At 72.0% G+C, this 15,194-nt stretch carries 16 protein-coding genes; 5 read left to right on the forward strand and 11 right to left on the reverse strand.

What is annotated here, in order from left to right; translation table 11 throughout:
* Positions 1-35: 35 nt before the first annotated feature.
* Positions 36-887 carry a hypothetical protein gene (locus WME76_RS45235; RefSeq protein WP_437962418.1) on the reverse strand — a complete coding sequence of 284 codons (852 nt, stop codon included), beginning with the start codon at positions 885-887 and terminating at the stop codon, positions 36-38.
* On the opposite strand from WME76_RS45235, the gene WME76_RS45240 reads away from it, so the two are divergent.
* Positions 871-1,140: a hypothetical protein gene (locus WME76_RS45240; RefSeq protein WP_437962419.1), complete on the forward strand. Its 270-nt coding sequence runs from the start codon at positions 871-873 to the stop codon at positions 1,138-1,140. The two genes, WME76_RS45235 and WME76_RS45240, sit on opposite strands and share 17 nt — an antisense overlap.
* A 460-nt stretch (positions 1,141-1,600) precedes the next feature.
* Here the strand turns inward: WME76_RS45240 and WME76_RS45245 are convergent, their stop codons facing one another.
* Together WME76_RS45245 and WME76_RS45250 are read right to left on the reverse strand one after the other, a co-directional pair.
* Positions 1,601-2,146, reverse strand: a complete 546-nt coding sequence (locus tag WME76_RS45245) for a dihydrofolate reductase family protein (protein ID WP_437962420.1) — start codon at positions 2,144-2,146, stop codon at positions 1,601-1,603.
* Between the two features lie 39 nt (positions 2,147-2,185).
* Positions 2,186-2,320 (reverse strand): hypothetical protein, encoded by a 135-nt coding sequence (locus WME76_RS45250; protein WP_437962421.1) that lies wholly within the window; start codon positions 2,318-2,320, stop codon positions 2,186-2,188.
* A 255-nt stretch (positions 2,321-2,575) separates the two neighbouring features.
* Between WME76_RS45250 and WME76_RS45255 the strand changes: the two genes are divergently transcribed.
* Entirely contained in the window at positions 2,576-3,601 is a 1,026-nt protein-coding gene (locus tag WME76_RS45255; protein WP_437962422.1) for an NADP-dependent oxidoreductase, read from the forward strand.
* Positions 3,602-3,616: 15 nt separating this feature from the next.
* Here WME76_RS45255 and WME76_RS45260 read toward each other — a convergent pair whose 3' ends face one another.
* The 5 genes from WME76_RS45260 to WME76_RS45280 all read right to left on the reverse strand — a co-directional run bounded on the left by WME76_RS45260 (position 3,617) and on the right by WME76_RS45280 (position 9,288).
* On the reverse strand, positions 3,617-4,870 hold the full coding sequence (locus WME76_RS45260; protein WP_437962423.1) for an outer membrane protein assembly factor BamB family protein: 1,254 nt from the start codon (positions 4,868-4,870) through the stop codon (positions 3,617-3,619).
* A 27-nt stretch (positions 4,871-4,897) separates the two neighbouring features.
* Positions 4,898-6,124, reverse strand: coding sequence for a DNA polymerase IV (gene dinB / locus WME76_RS45265; protein ID WP_437962424.1), 1,227 nt, complete (start codon positions 6,122-6,124; stop codon positions 4,898-4,900).
* A gap of 67 nt (positions 6,125-6,191) precedes the next feature.
* A complete protein-coding gene (locus WME76_RS45270) occupies positions 6,192-7,133 on the reverse strand; it encodes an alpha/beta hydrolase family esterase (RefSeq protein WP_437962425.1) in 942 nt (313 codons plus the stop codon).
* A gap of 520 nt (positions 7,134-7,653) precedes the next feature.
* On the reverse strand, positions 7,654-8,115 hold the full coding sequence (locus WME76_RS45275; protein ID WP_437962426.1) for a DUF1775 domain-containing protein: 462 nt from the start codon (positions 8,113-8,115) through the stop codon (positions 7,654-7,656).
* A gap of 96 nt (positions 8,116-8,211) precedes the next feature.
* The gene (locus WME76_RS45280) at positions 8,212-9,288 is read right to left on the reverse strand and encodes an FG-GAP repeat domain-containing protein (RefSeq protein ID WP_437962427.1); all 1,077 of its coding nucleotides are present in this window, start codon (positions 9,286-9,288) and stop codon (positions 8,212-8,214) included.
* A 331-nt stretch (positions 9,289-9,619) separates the two neighbouring features.
* Between WME76_RS45280 and WME76_RS45285 the strand changes: the two genes are divergently transcribed.
* Positions 9,620-10,816 (forward strand): hypothetical protein, encoded by a 1,197-nt coding sequence (locus WME76_RS45285; protein WP_437962428.1) that lies wholly within the window; start codon positions 9,620-9,622, stop codon positions 10,814-10,816.
* Positions 10,817-10,889: 73 nt separating this feature from the next.
* On the opposite strand, the gene WME76_RS45290 is transcribed toward WME76_RS45285, so the two are convergent.
* A complete protein-coding gene (locus WME76_RS45290; RefSeq protein WP_437962429.1) occupies positions 10,890-11,495 on the reverse strand; it encodes a hypothetical protein in 606 nt (201 codons plus the stop codon).
* Here WME76_RS45290 and WME76_RS45295 point away from each other — a divergent pair.
* Positions 11,481-11,690: a hypothetical protein gene (locus tag WME76_RS45295; RefSeq protein ID WP_437962430.1), complete on the forward strand. Its 210-nt coding sequence runs from the start codon at positions 11,481-11,483 to the stop codon at positions 11,688-11,690. The genes WME76_RS45290 and WME76_RS45295 overlap by 15 nt on opposite strands.
* 46 nt (positions 11,691-11,736) lie before the next feature.
* On the opposite strand, the gene WME76_RS45300 is transcribed toward WME76_RS45295, so the two are convergent.
* On the reverse strand, positions 11,737-13,428 hold the full coding sequence (locus tag WME76_RS45300; RefSeq protein ID WP_437962431.1) for a hypothetical protein: 1,692 nt from the start codon (positions 13,426-13,428) through the stop codon (positions 11,737-11,739).
* 246 nt (positions 13,429-13,674) lie between these two features.
* Here WME76_RS45300 and WME76_RS45305 point away from each other — a divergent pair, with 246 nt between their 5' ends.
* Positions 13,675-14,295: a Uma2 family endonuclease gene (locus WME76_RS45305; protein WP_437962432.1), complete on the forward strand. Its 621-nt coding sequence runs from the start codon at positions 13,675-13,677 to the stop codon at positions 14,293-14,295.
* A gap of 19 nt (positions 14,296-14,314) precedes the next feature.
* Here WME76_RS45305 and WME76_RS45310 read toward each other — a convergent pair whose 3' ends face one another.
* Positions 14,315-14,926 carry a hypothetical protein gene (locus WME76_RS45310; RefSeq protein WP_437962433.1) on the reverse strand — a complete coding sequence of 204 codons (612 nt, stop codon included), beginning with the start codon at positions 14,924-14,926 and terminating at the stop codon, positions 14,315-14,317.
* Positions 14,927-15,194: the final 268 nt, after the last annotated feature.

Below are 15,194 nucleotides of genomic sequence, written 5' to 3' on the forward strand. Positions count from 1 at the left end.
GCGAGCCCGGGCGCAGCATCCTCGCGCGCCCGGGTTCACTCGGCGATATGGAGCAACGTCGAGCCTGCCACGGGCATGTAGAAGATGTTGATCACCATCGGCTCCACGCTGTTCGTGAACTCGAACGGCCCGACCACGTGAGTCACGTCTTGGCCGGGGCCGCCGCCCTCGCCGCCCGCGCCGCCGGTGCCGCTCGCCGCGCCTTCGCCGCCCGCGCCGCCGGTGCCGCTCGCGCCGCCCTCGCCGCCCGCGCCGCCGGTGCCGCTCGCCGCGCCTTCGCCGCCCGCGCCGCCGGTGCCGCTCGCCGCGCCTTCGCCGCCCGCGCCGCCGGTGCCGCTCGCGCCGGCTTCGCCGCCTGCGCCGCCGGTGCCGCTCGCCGCGCCTTCACCGCCTGCGCCGCCGGTGCCGCTCGCCGCGCCTTCACCGCCCGCGCCGCCGGTGCCGCTCGCGCCGCCTTCACCGCTCGTGCCCCCGGCACCGCCGGCGCCGCCGGCGCCGAAATTGCCGTTCGTGCCTCCGGCATTGCGAGCACCGCTCGCGCCGGCGGGCCTCGTGACGGTGATGGAGTCGACGTAGACCACGGTCGGGTTGGTCCAGGGCCCCACGTCGCCCGCCGTGACCTGAACGCCGACGAACTTCACCACGGTGCGGTTGAAGTTGGCAGACGTCGCGGCCAAGGCATCGACATCGATCGTGAGGTCCGTCCACTCGTCGAGGTCGGCGACCGGATTCCGTGTAAATCCGATGTTCGCCCACATCAGCTCGCCCCCGTTTTGCACGAACGGCTCGACGTTGCCGTTGGTGCCGGCGTGGTTCCTCACGCGGAAGGTGACGGTGGCGCCCGTCAGGTCGACCGGCTCGGCGAACTCGATGAAGTACTGCGTCAACTGGCCCGCGCTCGTGAACGGTATGGAGAGCCGCGCGCAACCAGGGCACTGCTCGCCCGGGTCGACGGTGCCTCCGCCCGAGCCGCTGCCAGACCCCGTGCTGGTCGAGCTCCCGGTCCCGCTCGTCACGCCCGACGACGTGCTGGAGCTGGAGGAGCTCCCGCCGGCGCCGCCGCTGCCGGAGGTGTCATCGCCACCACAACCCGTCATGGCGAATGCGCCGGCAAAGAGCCCGTACACCGCCAGTGAATGAACTGTTCTCATTCCAGCCCCTCCTTCGATAAGCCTCGCGGGGCCGCGCACCGCAGCCGCCGTTCACCGTGGCGGCGCGCACCGTGCCCGAGCTCCTCGGCGCCAGCCCCACACGCACGACGTTATCCTGGACAGAGGAGCTTCTCAACAGTCTGGACACGTGAATCTTTCGTCAGGAGCTCAGCGCGCCCGGCGAACAACGACGCTGGCGCCGCTACACGTGCGGCAGCCACATCAGACCACCTGTGGAGATAAGCCCGGAGCGGCGCGCCTGCCGGCGCCAGCATCCGAGCGGACAGGGCCGCTCGATCATGGCGTGATGACGCCGCGACCACGGCGGCGTCATCACGGGGCCCTGCCGGAGCGCCGGACTCAGACCCCGCCCGACGAGGACGCCGCGGTGGGGTCGAGTCGCATCATGACGGGTCGAGCTCGGCCCGCGGATCGCCGGGGGCAGTCCGTCACGCCGCGCCCCCATGTCTCACGTCATACGTCAGGAGGACCACGCCGTTCGTGTACGCCTTCGATTCCAGGAGGGCCAGGGCGACCTTCCTGGTGCTGCCGCCGAAGAGCCGGACTCCATGGCCGAGGAGGATGGGATTCAGCTTGACGACGAGCCGGTCGACGAGCCCGTGGTCCAGGAGGAAGCCGGCGAAGGCGCCGCCCCCGCAGAGATAGATGTCCGTACCGTCGCGCTCCCTGAGCCGCTCCAGCGCCGCGAGCTCGTCGCGATCGACGACGTGGACCTCCGCGCCCTCGTCGAAGCGCAGGGTCTTCGAGAAGATGTAGTGGTCCATGTGCGCGTAGGCTCGCTTCCCCGGGGCGAGGCCATGATCATAGCCCCACTCGTATGTCTTTCTCCCCATCAGCACGGTGTCGTAGCCCTTGAGGCGCTCGACGTACTCCGCGGCGTGCTCACCTTCCATCAGGAAACCGTCGACCGAGCCGTCCTCGTGCGAGATGAAATGGTCGAGCGAAACCGCGACGTCATAGACGATCTTTCTCATACGAATCCTCCTTCGAAACCTGCCCTGTTCGCGCCCGGATCACATGGCGACGGCGAGCCGGACCGACCGCGCCGCGAGCCCTCCGGCCCGGCGCTCCGGCGGCCTCGGGAGACGCCCCTTCAGCGCGCCGCGGTCGTCGCGATCGCTGCCGTCGCCGCCCTCGCTGCTCGTCACGGCCTGCGCGCCGGGAGCCGATCGCCCACGATCGCGCGCGGCGCACGCAGCGACAGGCGCGGTGCACGCGGTGGACGGCTCACCTCGAACGGCCGAGTGACGGAGCGACGGATTCAGCGAGGGGTGGTCATGAGCGACGCGGGTGAGGCGTCGCGGGCGACCGTAGCATGGGTCGGCGCGCTCGCCTACCGGCTCGGTCGGTTGCCCTGCTCATGACGCGCTGGTAGCGTCGTCGCCCTCCGAGGAGAAGACATCATGAAGAGCGACGTGAATCGGTGCTGGCGCCTGGCCTCTCGCCCCGTCGGCATGCTCAAGGACAGCGATTTCACGTTCGGCGAGGAGCCCGTCCCCGAGCCGAAGGCGGATGGCGAGATCCTCGTCCGCACGCTGTACCTGTCGGTCGATCCCACACAGCGGATCTGGCTCGACCGCGACTCGTACATGCCGGCGGTCCCGATCGGCGATGTCGTCCGCGCCTTCGGTGTCGGCAAGGTCGTGCGCTCGAACAGCCCTGGGTTTGCCCCGGGCGACCTCGTACAGGGCATGCTCGGCTGGCAGGACTACGCGGTGCTGGCGTCCGGCAATGCCGCCGTGATCCCGGCGACGAAGCTGCCGCCCGGCATCTCGCCCGAGCTCGCGCTCAGCGTCTTCGGCGTGACCGGCCTGACTGCCTACTTCGGTCTGCTCGACATCGGCCGCGTCCAGCAGGGGGAGACGGTGGTCGTCTCGGGCGCGGCGGGCGCGACCGGGATGATGGTGGGTCAGATCGCGAAGCTCAAGGGCTGCCGCGCGATCGGCATCGCGGGCGGCCCGGAGAAGTGCGCGTGGCTGACACGTGAGCTCGGCTTCGACGCCGCGATCGACTACCGGTCCGACGACGTCGCGGCCCGGCTCCACGAGCTCTGCCCTTCCGCCATCGACGTCTACTTCGACAACGTGGGCGGCGCGATCCTGGACGCCGCGCTCGCCGAGCTCGCGATGCGCGGGCGGGTCGTCCTCTGCGGCGCGATCGGCGACTACAACGCGTCCGAGCTGCCGGCCGGCCCAAGGAACTACCTGAACCTGCTCGTCCGGCGCGGCCGGATGGAGGGGTTCATCGTCAGCGATTACTTCAACCGCCTGGGCGAGGCGGTCTCCGAGCTCGGCGCCTGGGTGAGCTCGGGCAAGATCAAGAACCGCGTTGACGTCCAGGAGGGCATCGAGAAGGCGCCGGCGACGCTCAACCGCCTGTTCACCAGCGCCAACATGGGCAAGCAGCTCCTGAAGGTCGCCGATCCGTGAGGCGCCACGCGGCGCTCAGAACTCGGTCCCGACCATGTACCTGAGCTTCCCCGTCTTCAGCGAGAACACGTAGAGCGCCGTCCACGTGGCGTAGAAGACGTCGTTCGCCGACGTCGAGATCCCGAGCAGGACCTGCGACTTCTTGTGGATCTGCACGTCCCAGAGCCGCGCGCCGGTGCCCCCGTCGAAGCAGGCGAGGCGCGTCCCTTCGCCGTGATCCTTCATGTCGTACGGGACGACCAGGAGCCCCCCCTGGTAGGCCGCCTCGTCGACCCCCGAGGTGCTCGTGGTGAGCGGGTCGACGCCGGGCACCACCGTCGCCCAGAGGACCTTCTTCTTGTCCACCGCGGCCACCATGCCGACCCGGCTGCCCTTGCTGCGGCTGCCGAGCAGGAACCGCGGCCCGGGCCCGCTCGTGATGAGCGCGCTGTCCACCGACATGACCTCGATCTCGTGCGACCTGGGCAGCCCGAGCTCGTCGAAATCGGCCCGGCCGACGAGCTGATAGCCGGGCGCCTCGTCCTTGTTCGAGCTCGGGACCGGCGTGCAAGCCGCGTCCTTCGCGAGCGCGCGCTTCGTCCCGCTCGCCGGATCCAGCCCGTGCTTCGCGTCGTCGACCGTCTCGACGACGATCACGCCGCTCCCCTGGCACACCCGCCTCGCCTTCTCCCCGAGCGGCACCGACCACGACGGCGTCCCGGTGCGCAGATCGTAGGCCTGCGCCTTGCCCAGCGCGTCGACCGAGATCACCCGACCGAGGACCACCGCGCGCCGCGCCTCGTGCGTTGTCGCGTCCTTGGCGAGGGCCGCCGTCCTCCAGATCGGCTTCCCGTCGCGCCCGTCATAGGCCGCGATCCACGCCTCGCCGGCGGGGACGCTGCTCTTGCCGATCACGTCCGGCGCGCCGTCGCCGTTCACGTCAGCGACCATCGGCCGGTCGCTGAAGTACAGCCTGGGCCCCGCGCCGAGGAGCGGCCGAGCCCCTGCGCTGGATCCCCCCGACGCGCCGAACGCGACGACGCCGGCGACCGCGCCGGCCACGACCATGCCGGCGACGGCCGCCGTCACGGTGACCGCGGCGGCGTTGCCGGACGGCGGGGTGACCCGGACGACGTGCATTCCCTGCGGGATCGGCGCGGTGGTCGGCTTCCTGCCGCGGTCGATCAGCGAGCGCGCGCCGCAGTACTGGCAGGCGACCGCGTCCATCCCCGGCTGGATCGGCAGCGGGGCGCCGCAGCGGGGGCATCGGGTGTCGACGATCCTTCCCATCGTTCCACTCTACACGAGCTCCGCCGTCTACTTCCTCTCTCGCGTGCTCCCGCGCGCCCCGGGGACGGCGCCGCGCTCGCGCGGAGGTTCCTGCGAGCGCGGCTGCTCCAGCAGGGCCGCGCGCGTGATCCCTTTTCCCCCGAAGCGCTCGGCCACGTCCGCCACGACGCCCTCCAGGCGCCGGCGGCGCTCGGAGGCGACAGGGAACAGGCTCAGGGTCGGGCTCTCGGTCTGGCGGGTCAGGTCGCCCGCCGCGATGCCGACGAGCCGCACCGGCCGCGACAGGTCGAAGCGCGAGAGGAGCCCCTTCGCGCAGGCGTAGATCGAGTCGGTGTCCGCGACCGGCTCGCCCAGCTTCGTCTGGCGGGTCCGCAGCGTGAAATCCGAGTACTTGAGCTTCACCGCCACCGCGCGGCAGGAGAGGCCCGCCTTGAGCAGGCGCCGCGCCACGCGGGCCGAGAGCTCGAGCAGCCAGCGCTCGATCGCCGCCCTGCCGAGCAGGTCCTCCTCGACCGTCTCCTCCGCGCCGATCGACTCCGCCGCGCGGCCCGGGACGACCTCGCGCTCGTCGATCCCGGCGGCGAGGAGCCGCACGTGCTCGCCCCACGCGGGGCCGAGGAGCTCGTGCAGGCGCGGCGCCGGGCAGCGCGCGAGGTCGCCGATCGTCGCGAGCCCCGCGCCGCGGAGGCGCTCGGCCGCGCGCGGGCCCACGCCCCACATGCGCTCGAGCGGCAGCGGCGCGAGGAACGCGGCGACGTCGTCGGGGACGACGACGAGCCCGTCGGGCTTCCGCAGATCGCTCGCGATCTTCGCGGCGAACTTGCACGGCGCGACCCCGGCCGAGGCGGTGAGGCCGATCTCGCCGTGGATGGCGCGCTTGATCTGCGCCGCGATCGCCTCGCCGTCGCCGAAGAGCGAGCGGCTCGCGGTCACGTCGAGGAAGGCCTCGTCGAGCGACAGCCCCTCGACGAGCGGCGTGAAGCGGCGGAAGATCGCGAAGACCTGCGCGCTCACCTCGGCGTAGCGGGCGTGCCGCACCGGCACGACGACCGCCTGCGGGCAGCGGCGGATCGCCTCGGCCATCGGCATGGCCGAGCGGGCGCCGGAGGGGCGCGCCTCGTACGAGGCGGCCGCGACGACGCCGCGCCGCGAGGCCCCGCCGACGAGGACGGGGCGGCCCCGCAGCGACGGGTCGTCGAGCTGCTCGACGGACGCGAAGAACGCGTCCATGTCGATGTGGAGGATCTGGCGCATCGCGGGGCGCGCGATTGCACCCCGGGCTCGCGCCGGGATCAACCGCCCGCGACGTGGCCCGCGGGGCTCACTCGAGCGACTGGAAGAACCGCCAGGCTCGCCCGCCCGCGCCGGACGGCACGGAGTGACCGCCGGGGTGCGTGCAGTACACGAGCGGCGTGCCCTCGTTGCAGCCTTGATACTCGACGCACCCGTTGCCGAAGGCCGCCGACGGCGTCGTGGTCGCCTCGCAGCCGTTCCGGCCGCGCCAGAAGTCGCGGGTGGACTGTCCCAGCGCGGGGGTCACGGTCCCGTCGGTGTCGCCCTGCGTTTGAATCACCGCGTGCGCGGCGCTCGCGTCGCCGCACATGGGCTGGGATCCATTGGGGCCCCACCCGGCGACCGGCGCGAGACCGCGGAACGCGGAAGAGCGCTCGCAGCCGAGCGTGTTCGTCATGAAGCCACCCTGGCTGAACCCGACCGCGAAGACGCGCTTCGTATCCACGCAGTAGTTCGACTTGGCGTGCTCGAGCATGGCATCGAAGAACGCCAGGTCGGCGTCCAGGCGCGCCCGGTTGGCGCTCGGAGGCGGACCGCCCCAGTTGGAGTCCGCGGTGCCCCACTGCGACTCGGTGCTCGGAGGCGTGGATCGCCCGCTCGCCGGCAGCCCCTGCGGGTAAATGAGCAGCGCCTGGTCGTCGGTCTCCTGGATGAGCTGGAACCCGCTGTTGTCGTGCGCGGCCCACACGTTGTTCATGTTCAGGCCGTGGATACCGAAGACCAGCGACAGCGGCTTGTTCGGGTCGTAGTTCTCCGGCACGTACATCAGGTAATAGCGCGTCACCCCGCCGACCGTCACCGTCTGCTGGGTGCGGGGGTCGGGGCGCGTCGCGGGCTTGCCGCAGCCCATCGAGCCGCTGTCGTCAGCGCCCGCCGAGCCGCCGCCGCCGGCCGAGTCGCCGCCCGCGCCGCCCGCGCCGCCGGTGCCGCCCGTGCTGCCGGAGCTGCTCGCGCTCTCGGACGTGCTCACGCTCCCGCTCCCGCCGGTACCTCCGCTCGACGTCGAGCTCACGCTGGAGCCGCCGCTCGCGCTCGTGGTGGCGCCAGAAGACACACTACCGCCGGGGTCGACGGGATCCGGGTCCGACGAGCAAGCGGACAGCCCCATCGCCATGCCCATGGTGAAAAGAACGCTCAGGCTCAATGCGGATTGACTCATCGCGACACCACCTCGCTAACTCGCTAACTGTCGATCGCCGGGGCCCGGGCGATCACGGGTCCTGAGAAGGCGCGGCTCCGCCCTCACCGGCAGCGTTCCACGAGGCGCATCCTCAGTGTGAGGTCGCGTATTGTGAACGCTCACATTGGCGATGTCAACGCTCGTCGGCGGGACCGCGGATACTCTCGAGCCCTGGAGGAGAAAATGCGGACAGCGCCGCACCGGCGCGGCGTGTCAAGAGGAGAGGGCGTCGGACTGCAATCATGGCCGGACTGTCCAGTGACATTGATAATGTGAACGCTCACAGCTTACCATGTCATGCCATGCTGCTTCACCCTTCAACGAGGGTCGAACTCTTCCCCTGCTCGCCGCCGGGGAGCGACACCGCGTAGATCGTCAACCTGGTCACGGAGATCGATCCCGAGACCGGCATGCTGCTGCCGGAGTCGACCATCGAGTTGACCCGCGCCCCTCCGGAATAGCTGGTGTCCGCCGGGAGCACGTCTGCCAGCGGCTTCGTCCAGACGACCGCCGTGACGTTGCCCTCCGCGTCCTTCTCCAGGGCGGCCTTGCCGAACGTGCTGTCCATCGGCCGCACCGACGTCACCCCGGCCGGGATCTGGACCTTCACGCGGTAGGTGTCTGCGCCGTCGCAGCCGTGGCCGACGCCGAAGCTGGCCTCGTGGGTGGCGCCGGCGAACGCGGGACCCGACACCGAGACGTGCGCGTGCGCGACCATCGCCGTGAACAGCGAGCCTGCAACGATCAGGCAGCTCTGCAATGCTCTCTTCATCTCAAGACCTCCACCGAGAAAGCTCGAGCACTCGAGTGAGGTCTCCATCCCCTGGACATGCGACCTGTTGTCGCAGCGCTCAACGACGGCGTCATGTCACCCGCCGCCGTCGGGCCCCGGGATCACCGGCCCGGGCGCGAGCAGCTCGCTCCCCTCCATCAGCCACACCGCCATCTGGCTCGCCTCGCCCTGCTGCCAGACCACATCCGCCATGCCGTCGAGGTTCACGTCGCCGGCGGTGCGCGCCACCCAGCCCTCGCCGAGCGGACCTGGGATGAACGGCCCCGGCGCGAGCAGCCGCGTTCCCTCCATCAGCCACACCGCCATCAGGTTCTGCTCCGCGTTGTTCCAGAGCACGTCGGCCATGCCATCGCCGTTGAAGTCGGCGCCCCAGGCGATCGACCAGCCGTCGCCGAGCGGCCCCGGGATGGCAGGCCCCGGCGCCAGCAGGCGGGTTCCCTCCATCAGCCATACCGTCATCAGGTTCTGCTCCGCATGGCGCCAGACCGCGTCCGACATGCCGTCGGCGTTGAAGTCCCCCACGGCGGCGACGTCCCAGCCGTCGCCGAGCGGCCCCGGGATGAACGGCCCCGGCGCCAGCAGGCGGGTCCCCTCCATCAACCACACCGCCATCACCCCCTGTTCGCCGTGGCTCCAGAGCACGTCGGCCATGTTGTCGGCGTTGTAGTCGATCGCCCGGGCGAACCAGCCGCCGCCGCCCGGCGCGGGGAGGATCGGCCCGGGCGCCAGCAGGTGGGTTCCCTCCATCAACCACACCGCCATCGCGCCCTGCTCTTCGTGACGCCAGAGCACATCCGCCATGCCGTCGAAGTTGAAATCGCTCGTCTTGGCGAACCAGCGACCGCCGGGCGGCCCCGGGATGAACGGCCCGGGCGCGAGCAGGCGGGTTCCCTCCATCAACCACACGGCGACGAGGCCGCGCTCGGCGTCGTTCCAGAGCACATCGGCCATGCCGTCGGCGTTGAAGTCGAGCGCCTGGGTGATCACCCATCCTTGCTCGCCGAGCCGCTGCCCCGCGGCGCCGATCGACGAGCCCGGAGGCTCCATGGGCGGCGCGTCGCGCTGCGGGTCGACGCCCTGCGCACAGGCGGCGGCGGTGAGGATCGCGCAGGCCGCGCTCGCGGCCCTCATGACGGTGGCAGGCTGTCTCATGCTGGCCTCGCTCGCGCGCGGTCATGACGTTCTCTCCGGCGGCGCCGGGCCGCGGCCGTGAGCGCGCCGGTCACGCGCGCGGCGGGAGCGGCAAGCGCCAGTCCATCGAGTCATCGTTTGCGCCGGATCTCGGCGCGGCGCCCACATGCGAGCTAAGCCTGGCATTCCCCGCTTCTTGCATGCCGGTCCATCGAACAGGCCTCCTGTGCTCACCGAGCGGATCGCTCTCCAGAGATCGAGCCCTCGACGCCTGGCAGCTCAGATCAGCGCGGCACGGACGGCAACCCGAGGTTCAACGATGTTTGCACCCGACATAAAGATCACGCCTTGCATGGCGATGGTGCTCGTTTCATCGCTCAGCTGCGTGGGCCCGCGCGAGGCGCCGGGGCTCGCGGCCAGCAGCGGTGTGCATACCGAGACAGGCGAGGCGCGCGGCGCCCTGTGTCTCGGTCAGATGATCGCGAACGTGATCGTCCTCCCGGAGACGTACCACTGGGAGGATCCCGCCCACGTGCTCAGCGTGGCGGAGGGGTTCGGCCCGCGGACGCTGGACGTCGCCGTGGCGGCGAGCGTCCAGCCCACCGTGAGCCTCACCGGGACCGCCACGGGCACCGTCACGCCAGCGGAAGCGCAGCCCGCGACGGGGACACCGGGCCTACCGGGCTTACCACCTTTCTTCGGGATATCGGGGCTACCGCCTTTCGGTGGCGCGCCGGGCACGGGCCTCGGCGGCGGGCTGCCGGGGACGTCTGGCGCGCCGTTCATGCCGGGCGTGGGGGGCACGCCGGGGTCCCGCGCGCCGACGGACTGCCAGCCTCCGTGGAGCATGTCCGACGACTGCGCGCCCTCGAACGGACAGCCCTCGTGGGGCGCACCGGGCAACGGCGCGCCCTGGAACGGACAGCCCTCGTGGAACGCGCCGGGCGGCGGCGCGCCCTCGAACGGGGCGCCGTCGGGCAGCGCCCCGCTCGTGGGGCCGGGCAACTGCCCGATATCGCTCTCGGATATCTCCGAGGCGGTCGGGTTCAGCGTGAGCGAGACCATCACGCTCGAGGCGAGCTCGACCTACTTCGTGCCCACGGCTGCCTACGCGCGGGTCTCGGCGTATCCCGTGTTCCAGAAGGTCACCTGGGATATCATCATCCCCGGTGGCTGGAGCTGGGGAGTCGGCCCGGCGGGGGGCGTCGTCGTGGGCTCCGGCTTCGTGCTCAAGCCAATCGGCGTCTATTTTGCGACGTACCGCGCCTATGACTTCGCCTCGATGGGAGGGGGCGTGGTCAGCCCGGGCCCCATCCTGGCCCCCCCGGGCGCGGGCGGCGGCGCTGGCGAGGGCGGCGACGCTGGCGACGCTGGCGCGGGCGGCGACGCTGGCGCGGGCGGTGACGCTGGCGCGGGCGGCGCCGGCGGCGGCCCTGGCGCGGGCGGCGGCCCGGGCATCGGCAACCAGGGCACCGGCGGCGCTGGAGCCAGCGGCGGAGGCTGGTGGATCCCCGGAACGGGCGGCGCCGGCGGCTCGGGCGGACCGTGAGGCCGCGCCCGCCGCTCGGCGCGCCGCGGCTGCCGGCGAGCATCGCGGGCCTGCCGCCCCTCGGACGCCCGGATCAAGGGGTGACGAGATCGAGCGCAGGGAGGGACTCGCACACGGTCTGGCTCAGGACGCTGACGTCGGCGCCGCGCACGGCGAGGGCCACGCAGCGCACGTGGGCGTAACGGCCTGGCCCCAGGCTTCGCCCGATCGTGACCTTGTATCGCGCGGTGTAGCCGCGCCCGGGGAGCGGCATGGCTTCCTCGATCTTCACCACATCCATGCGGTATCGCCAGCCCACGAACTCCACGATGCGCTGGAGGCGATCGAAGCCGAAGAGCGGCGCGTCTCCGAACACGATCCCCCCCGGATCCAGGAGGTAGTCGTGCTGCTCGTTGTTGTCCCAGTACTCGCGCCCGGCGACGATGTACTGGATCGCGAACCGCGCCGGCTCCGAATGGTCGGCAGGATAGATGACCCCGGAGAACACCCACCGCTCGGGGGAGCCCCAGGGCGGCGCGGAGTCATACCGCGCCGGGACGACTCGCCATGTGCCGGCGGCGTCGCGGTGATGGACGAGCACCTTCTTCTCGGGGGCGATGTTGTCGACGAGCACCACGCCGGAGACCTCCGAGACGGCAGGGTCGCCGACGCGCTTGCGCGTCGCATGTTCAAGACGCACGACGTCGTTCGTACGTGTCATGGCCCCTCCGCGCAGCACCCGCCGGGCCGGCTGGGTGGTGGGCACCGCCAACACAAGGACCAGCCCGTCCGCGCTGCATGCTCCGAGGAGCGGCAGGCGCTCCATGCGCAGATGGGCTTCGTCGCGACGGGTCAGCTCACGGAGTACAAGCCGCCCGGCGAGGGCGCCCGCTGAGGGCCGCCCGCCGGGCGCCCGTCCCTTGCCGCTCAGCCCTTGCGCCTCAGCGCGCCGACCGCGCGACCTCGTCGGCCGCGCGCGCCCGCTCCTCCGCCGCCTGCGCCAGCGGCCCCGTCACGAGCGCCTGCGCCTCGCGGAACCGCGCGGCCACGTCGGACCAGTAGCTCGCGTCCGCGCCCTGCGGCGCCGCGATCTGCTTGATCAGCGCCGCGTCGTACGCCGCGATGCCCGCGTGGGGCGACGCCGGCTTCGCGCGGGCCACCCAGTCGAGCGCCGCGAGGTCGCCCAGGCCGAGCCCCGCGAGCGGCGCCCGCCGCATCATCAGCGCCGCGTCCTCGGGGCCGTTGCGCAGGCCGAGCGCGAGCGCGAGCAGCATCGTCGCCTCGGGCGGGCGCGGCGTCCCCTCGGGCCACGCCGTGAGCAGCGCGGTCGCCTGATCGAAGTCCACGGCCCGCCAGTACAGCCGGCCGAGCTCGGTCCGCGCCCGCGCGTAGAGCAGCCGCGCCTCGGGCGAGAGCTGGGCCGTACGCAGGGCCGCGCGGTGCTGCAGCGGGACGCCCCGGCCGAGCAGCGCGCGCAAGATCTCCGGCCGCGCCGCCGCGTCGGCCGGGAGCAGGCGGCCGGCGTAGTACGTCGGCAGCCGGGCCGCGAGCCGCTCGACGGCCGTCGACGGCGTCGCCGCCGGGGGCGGCGGCAGCTCCAGCGCGTCCAGGGCGTCGACGCGCCGGCCGCCGTAGAGGCGGGAGAGCATCGCGCGCGCGCCGTCGACGCGGGCGTCGCGGAGCGCACCGACCGACGAGAGCTCGCGCAGGCCGACGAGCGCGGCGTCGCGGCCGCGCGTCTTCCAGGGCTCCAGGAGCTGGTCGAGCTCGCCGTAGTAGACGTTGCTGAGCTCCGCGTCCTTCCGCATGGCGTCGGGCAGCGGCGCCGACCGGACCGCCTCGACGAGCCGCATGTCGGCGCGCCCGGACTCCACGGCGACGATGCCCTTCGCGTAGAACGGCAGCGCGACCCCGAGCCGCCCGAGGTCCTCGATCGCGCGGGCCTGATCCGTCACCCACGTGAACAGCGGCCCCTTGGTGAACGCGACGACGCGCTGGGCGTCGTACGGCGGCCGGAGCGCGGGCGGCTCGGTCGCGGTGCGCGCGAGCCGGGCGGAGAGCGTGAGGCCGAGCAGCACCTGGTAGAGGTCGCCCTTGAGCGTCGCCGGCGGCGCCTCGAGGAACGGCGCGGCGATCGCGTCGCCGCAGGCGACGGGCGCGAGCTCGGCCCGGAGGGCGCGCGCGAGGCCCGCCTCGAGGCCGGCGCACGTCTCGACGCCCGCGAGCCGCGCGTCGCGCTTCGCGGGGTCGTCCTCGGCGAGCGCGGCGTCGAGCGCGTCGAGGGCGCCCTGCGCGTCACCGCAGGCCCGCGCGGGCGCGGCGGGGGCGCGCCGCGCGAACGCCTCGCAGGCGGCCGGCGGGGCGGGCACCCCGGCCGGCGTCGGGGGGACCAGCGCGGACTTGGGGTCGAAGGGCGCCTGCTTGAGGAGCGGCAGCCACTCGTCCTTGAGCGTCCCGTGGACGGCGAACGCCTCGTTCTCGGGGAGCGGAGGCGGCGGCGGGGTCGCCGCGCGGCCGTCGTTCTGCGGGACGGGCGCTTGCGCCGCGGGCGGAGGAGCTGCGGCGCAGGCCGCGAGGGAGAGCCCCATCGCGGCGGCGAGGGCGGTGAAGACGGAGCGGGGGATCGAGCGCATCAGGTTTCCTTGGACACGGGCGGCCCGCGAAGGTTTCGCCGAAGACCGGCGGGCGGCCGTCGGGACCCGAGCCGGGCGGTCGTGGATACCACCGGAGGGGCGGGCGCGGGGGGACGGCGCTCGTGAGGGGGCCGAGGGGAGGCCGCGATCCAGGAGCGACGAAATTTTACATCGATGTTCAGCTCACGACCTGGGGCATCGTGTACCGACGGGTGGCTGGCTGCGGCATCGGGTATCTTCCGGCACATGCAGTCTGTCCCGACGAACGCCGCACCCGAGGCCGAGCGACCTCGGCCCAGCCACGAGGAGAGCGACCAGCACGTCATCCTCCACGGGATGACCTGGAAGGATTACGAGATCCTCCTCGCCGTGCGGGGGGACCGGGCTGGTGTGCGCATGTACTACCTGAACGGAGCGATCGAGCTGATGAGCCCATCTCGCGATCACGAAGGGATCAAGAAGACCATCGCACGCCTCCTCGAGGCCTATGGCGATGAGCGGGGCATCGAGCTCAGCGGCTACGGCGCGTGGACACTCCGCAATGCGCCGAAAGCGCGCGGGGCCGAACCCGACGAGTGCTACATCGTCGGCGACACCAACAAGGAAGTTCCGGATCTCGCCATCGAGGTCGTCTGGACACAGGGCGGGCTCGACAAGCTCGAGATCTACCGCGGCCTCGGCGTCGCCGAGGTCTGGATGTGGGATCGCGAGGAGGGTCTCCGCGTCTTCGCGCTCTCGGACGAGCGCTACGAGCCCCGGGCGCGCAGCGCCTTCTTCCCCGATCTCGACCCCGCCTGGCTCGCCAGCTTCCTCGATCAGCCGACGCAGAGCCAGGCGGTCCGCGCGCTGCGAGCAGCCCTGCGCTGAGCCCGCGCCGGTGCGCGACTCACAGCCTGCCGGCGACCTCGTCGCAGGTGGAATCCTCCACGTCCCGGCAATTGGTGACATCCCAGGGCGTCCAGAAGCATTCATTGGCAAGGTTCTCTGCGCATGCTTCCTCCACGGACGAAGAGACCTCCAGATCGCAGAGCTGATGCCGGGACGGCGCCTCCCAGGGCGGATCGGCGTCACACAGCCCGTCGTCGCGAAGGCAGTGCCTCTCGCGGGTCTGCACCAGCCCGGTGCCGTCGCCGAGGACAATGACGAGCGTCTCTGTCTCATCGATGAACGGGCCGGGGGCGTCGAGCGACGTGATGACGCCCGTGCCGCCGCCGAGCACGAGCCTGGCCGCACACTCGGTCGCAGCCAGCGGTTCCACGCCGAGATGCCGCACCATCAGGTCGCAGCTCGGCTCGAGGTCGCAAGCGAACAGGTCCACCGCGGTCCCGGGCGCGGGCGCGCCTCCGCCTGGTGTGCCGGAGGAGGTGGACTCCTCGGCCTCTGTGCCTGTGTCCGTGTTGCTACCTGCATCCTCGACCGTTGCCGAACACGCGGTGACGAGCGAGACCTGCGCAACGACAAGAAGTACCGCGCCTCGGACGCGTTGTTCTGCTCTCATGACCGTGACCCTTCGAAGGATCGAAAGAACTCCGTGCGTGGACATGGGCACAATAAGAGCAAGCAGCGCGCCAGACGCACGCTCCGCGATCAGCGCGTCGCGGTGACTCGGTGCGTGCGCGAGATCCGCCGCGACCGCCCATCCAACGATGCGCAGCGACAGCGGCGGTCGACGGAGCAGGGGGAGTCCCCTGTGCCTCCTGCCACGCAGATCGGCTCATCGTGGCTCATCGTGACACACGTGAACCGAGCTCGACGAGAGCAGGCGG

This window comes from Sorangium sp. So ce119 (assembly GCF_051524405.1).
Taxonomy (GTDB): Bacteria; Myxococcota_A; Polyangia; order Polyangiales; family Polyangiaceae; genus Sorangium; species Sorangium cellulosum_G.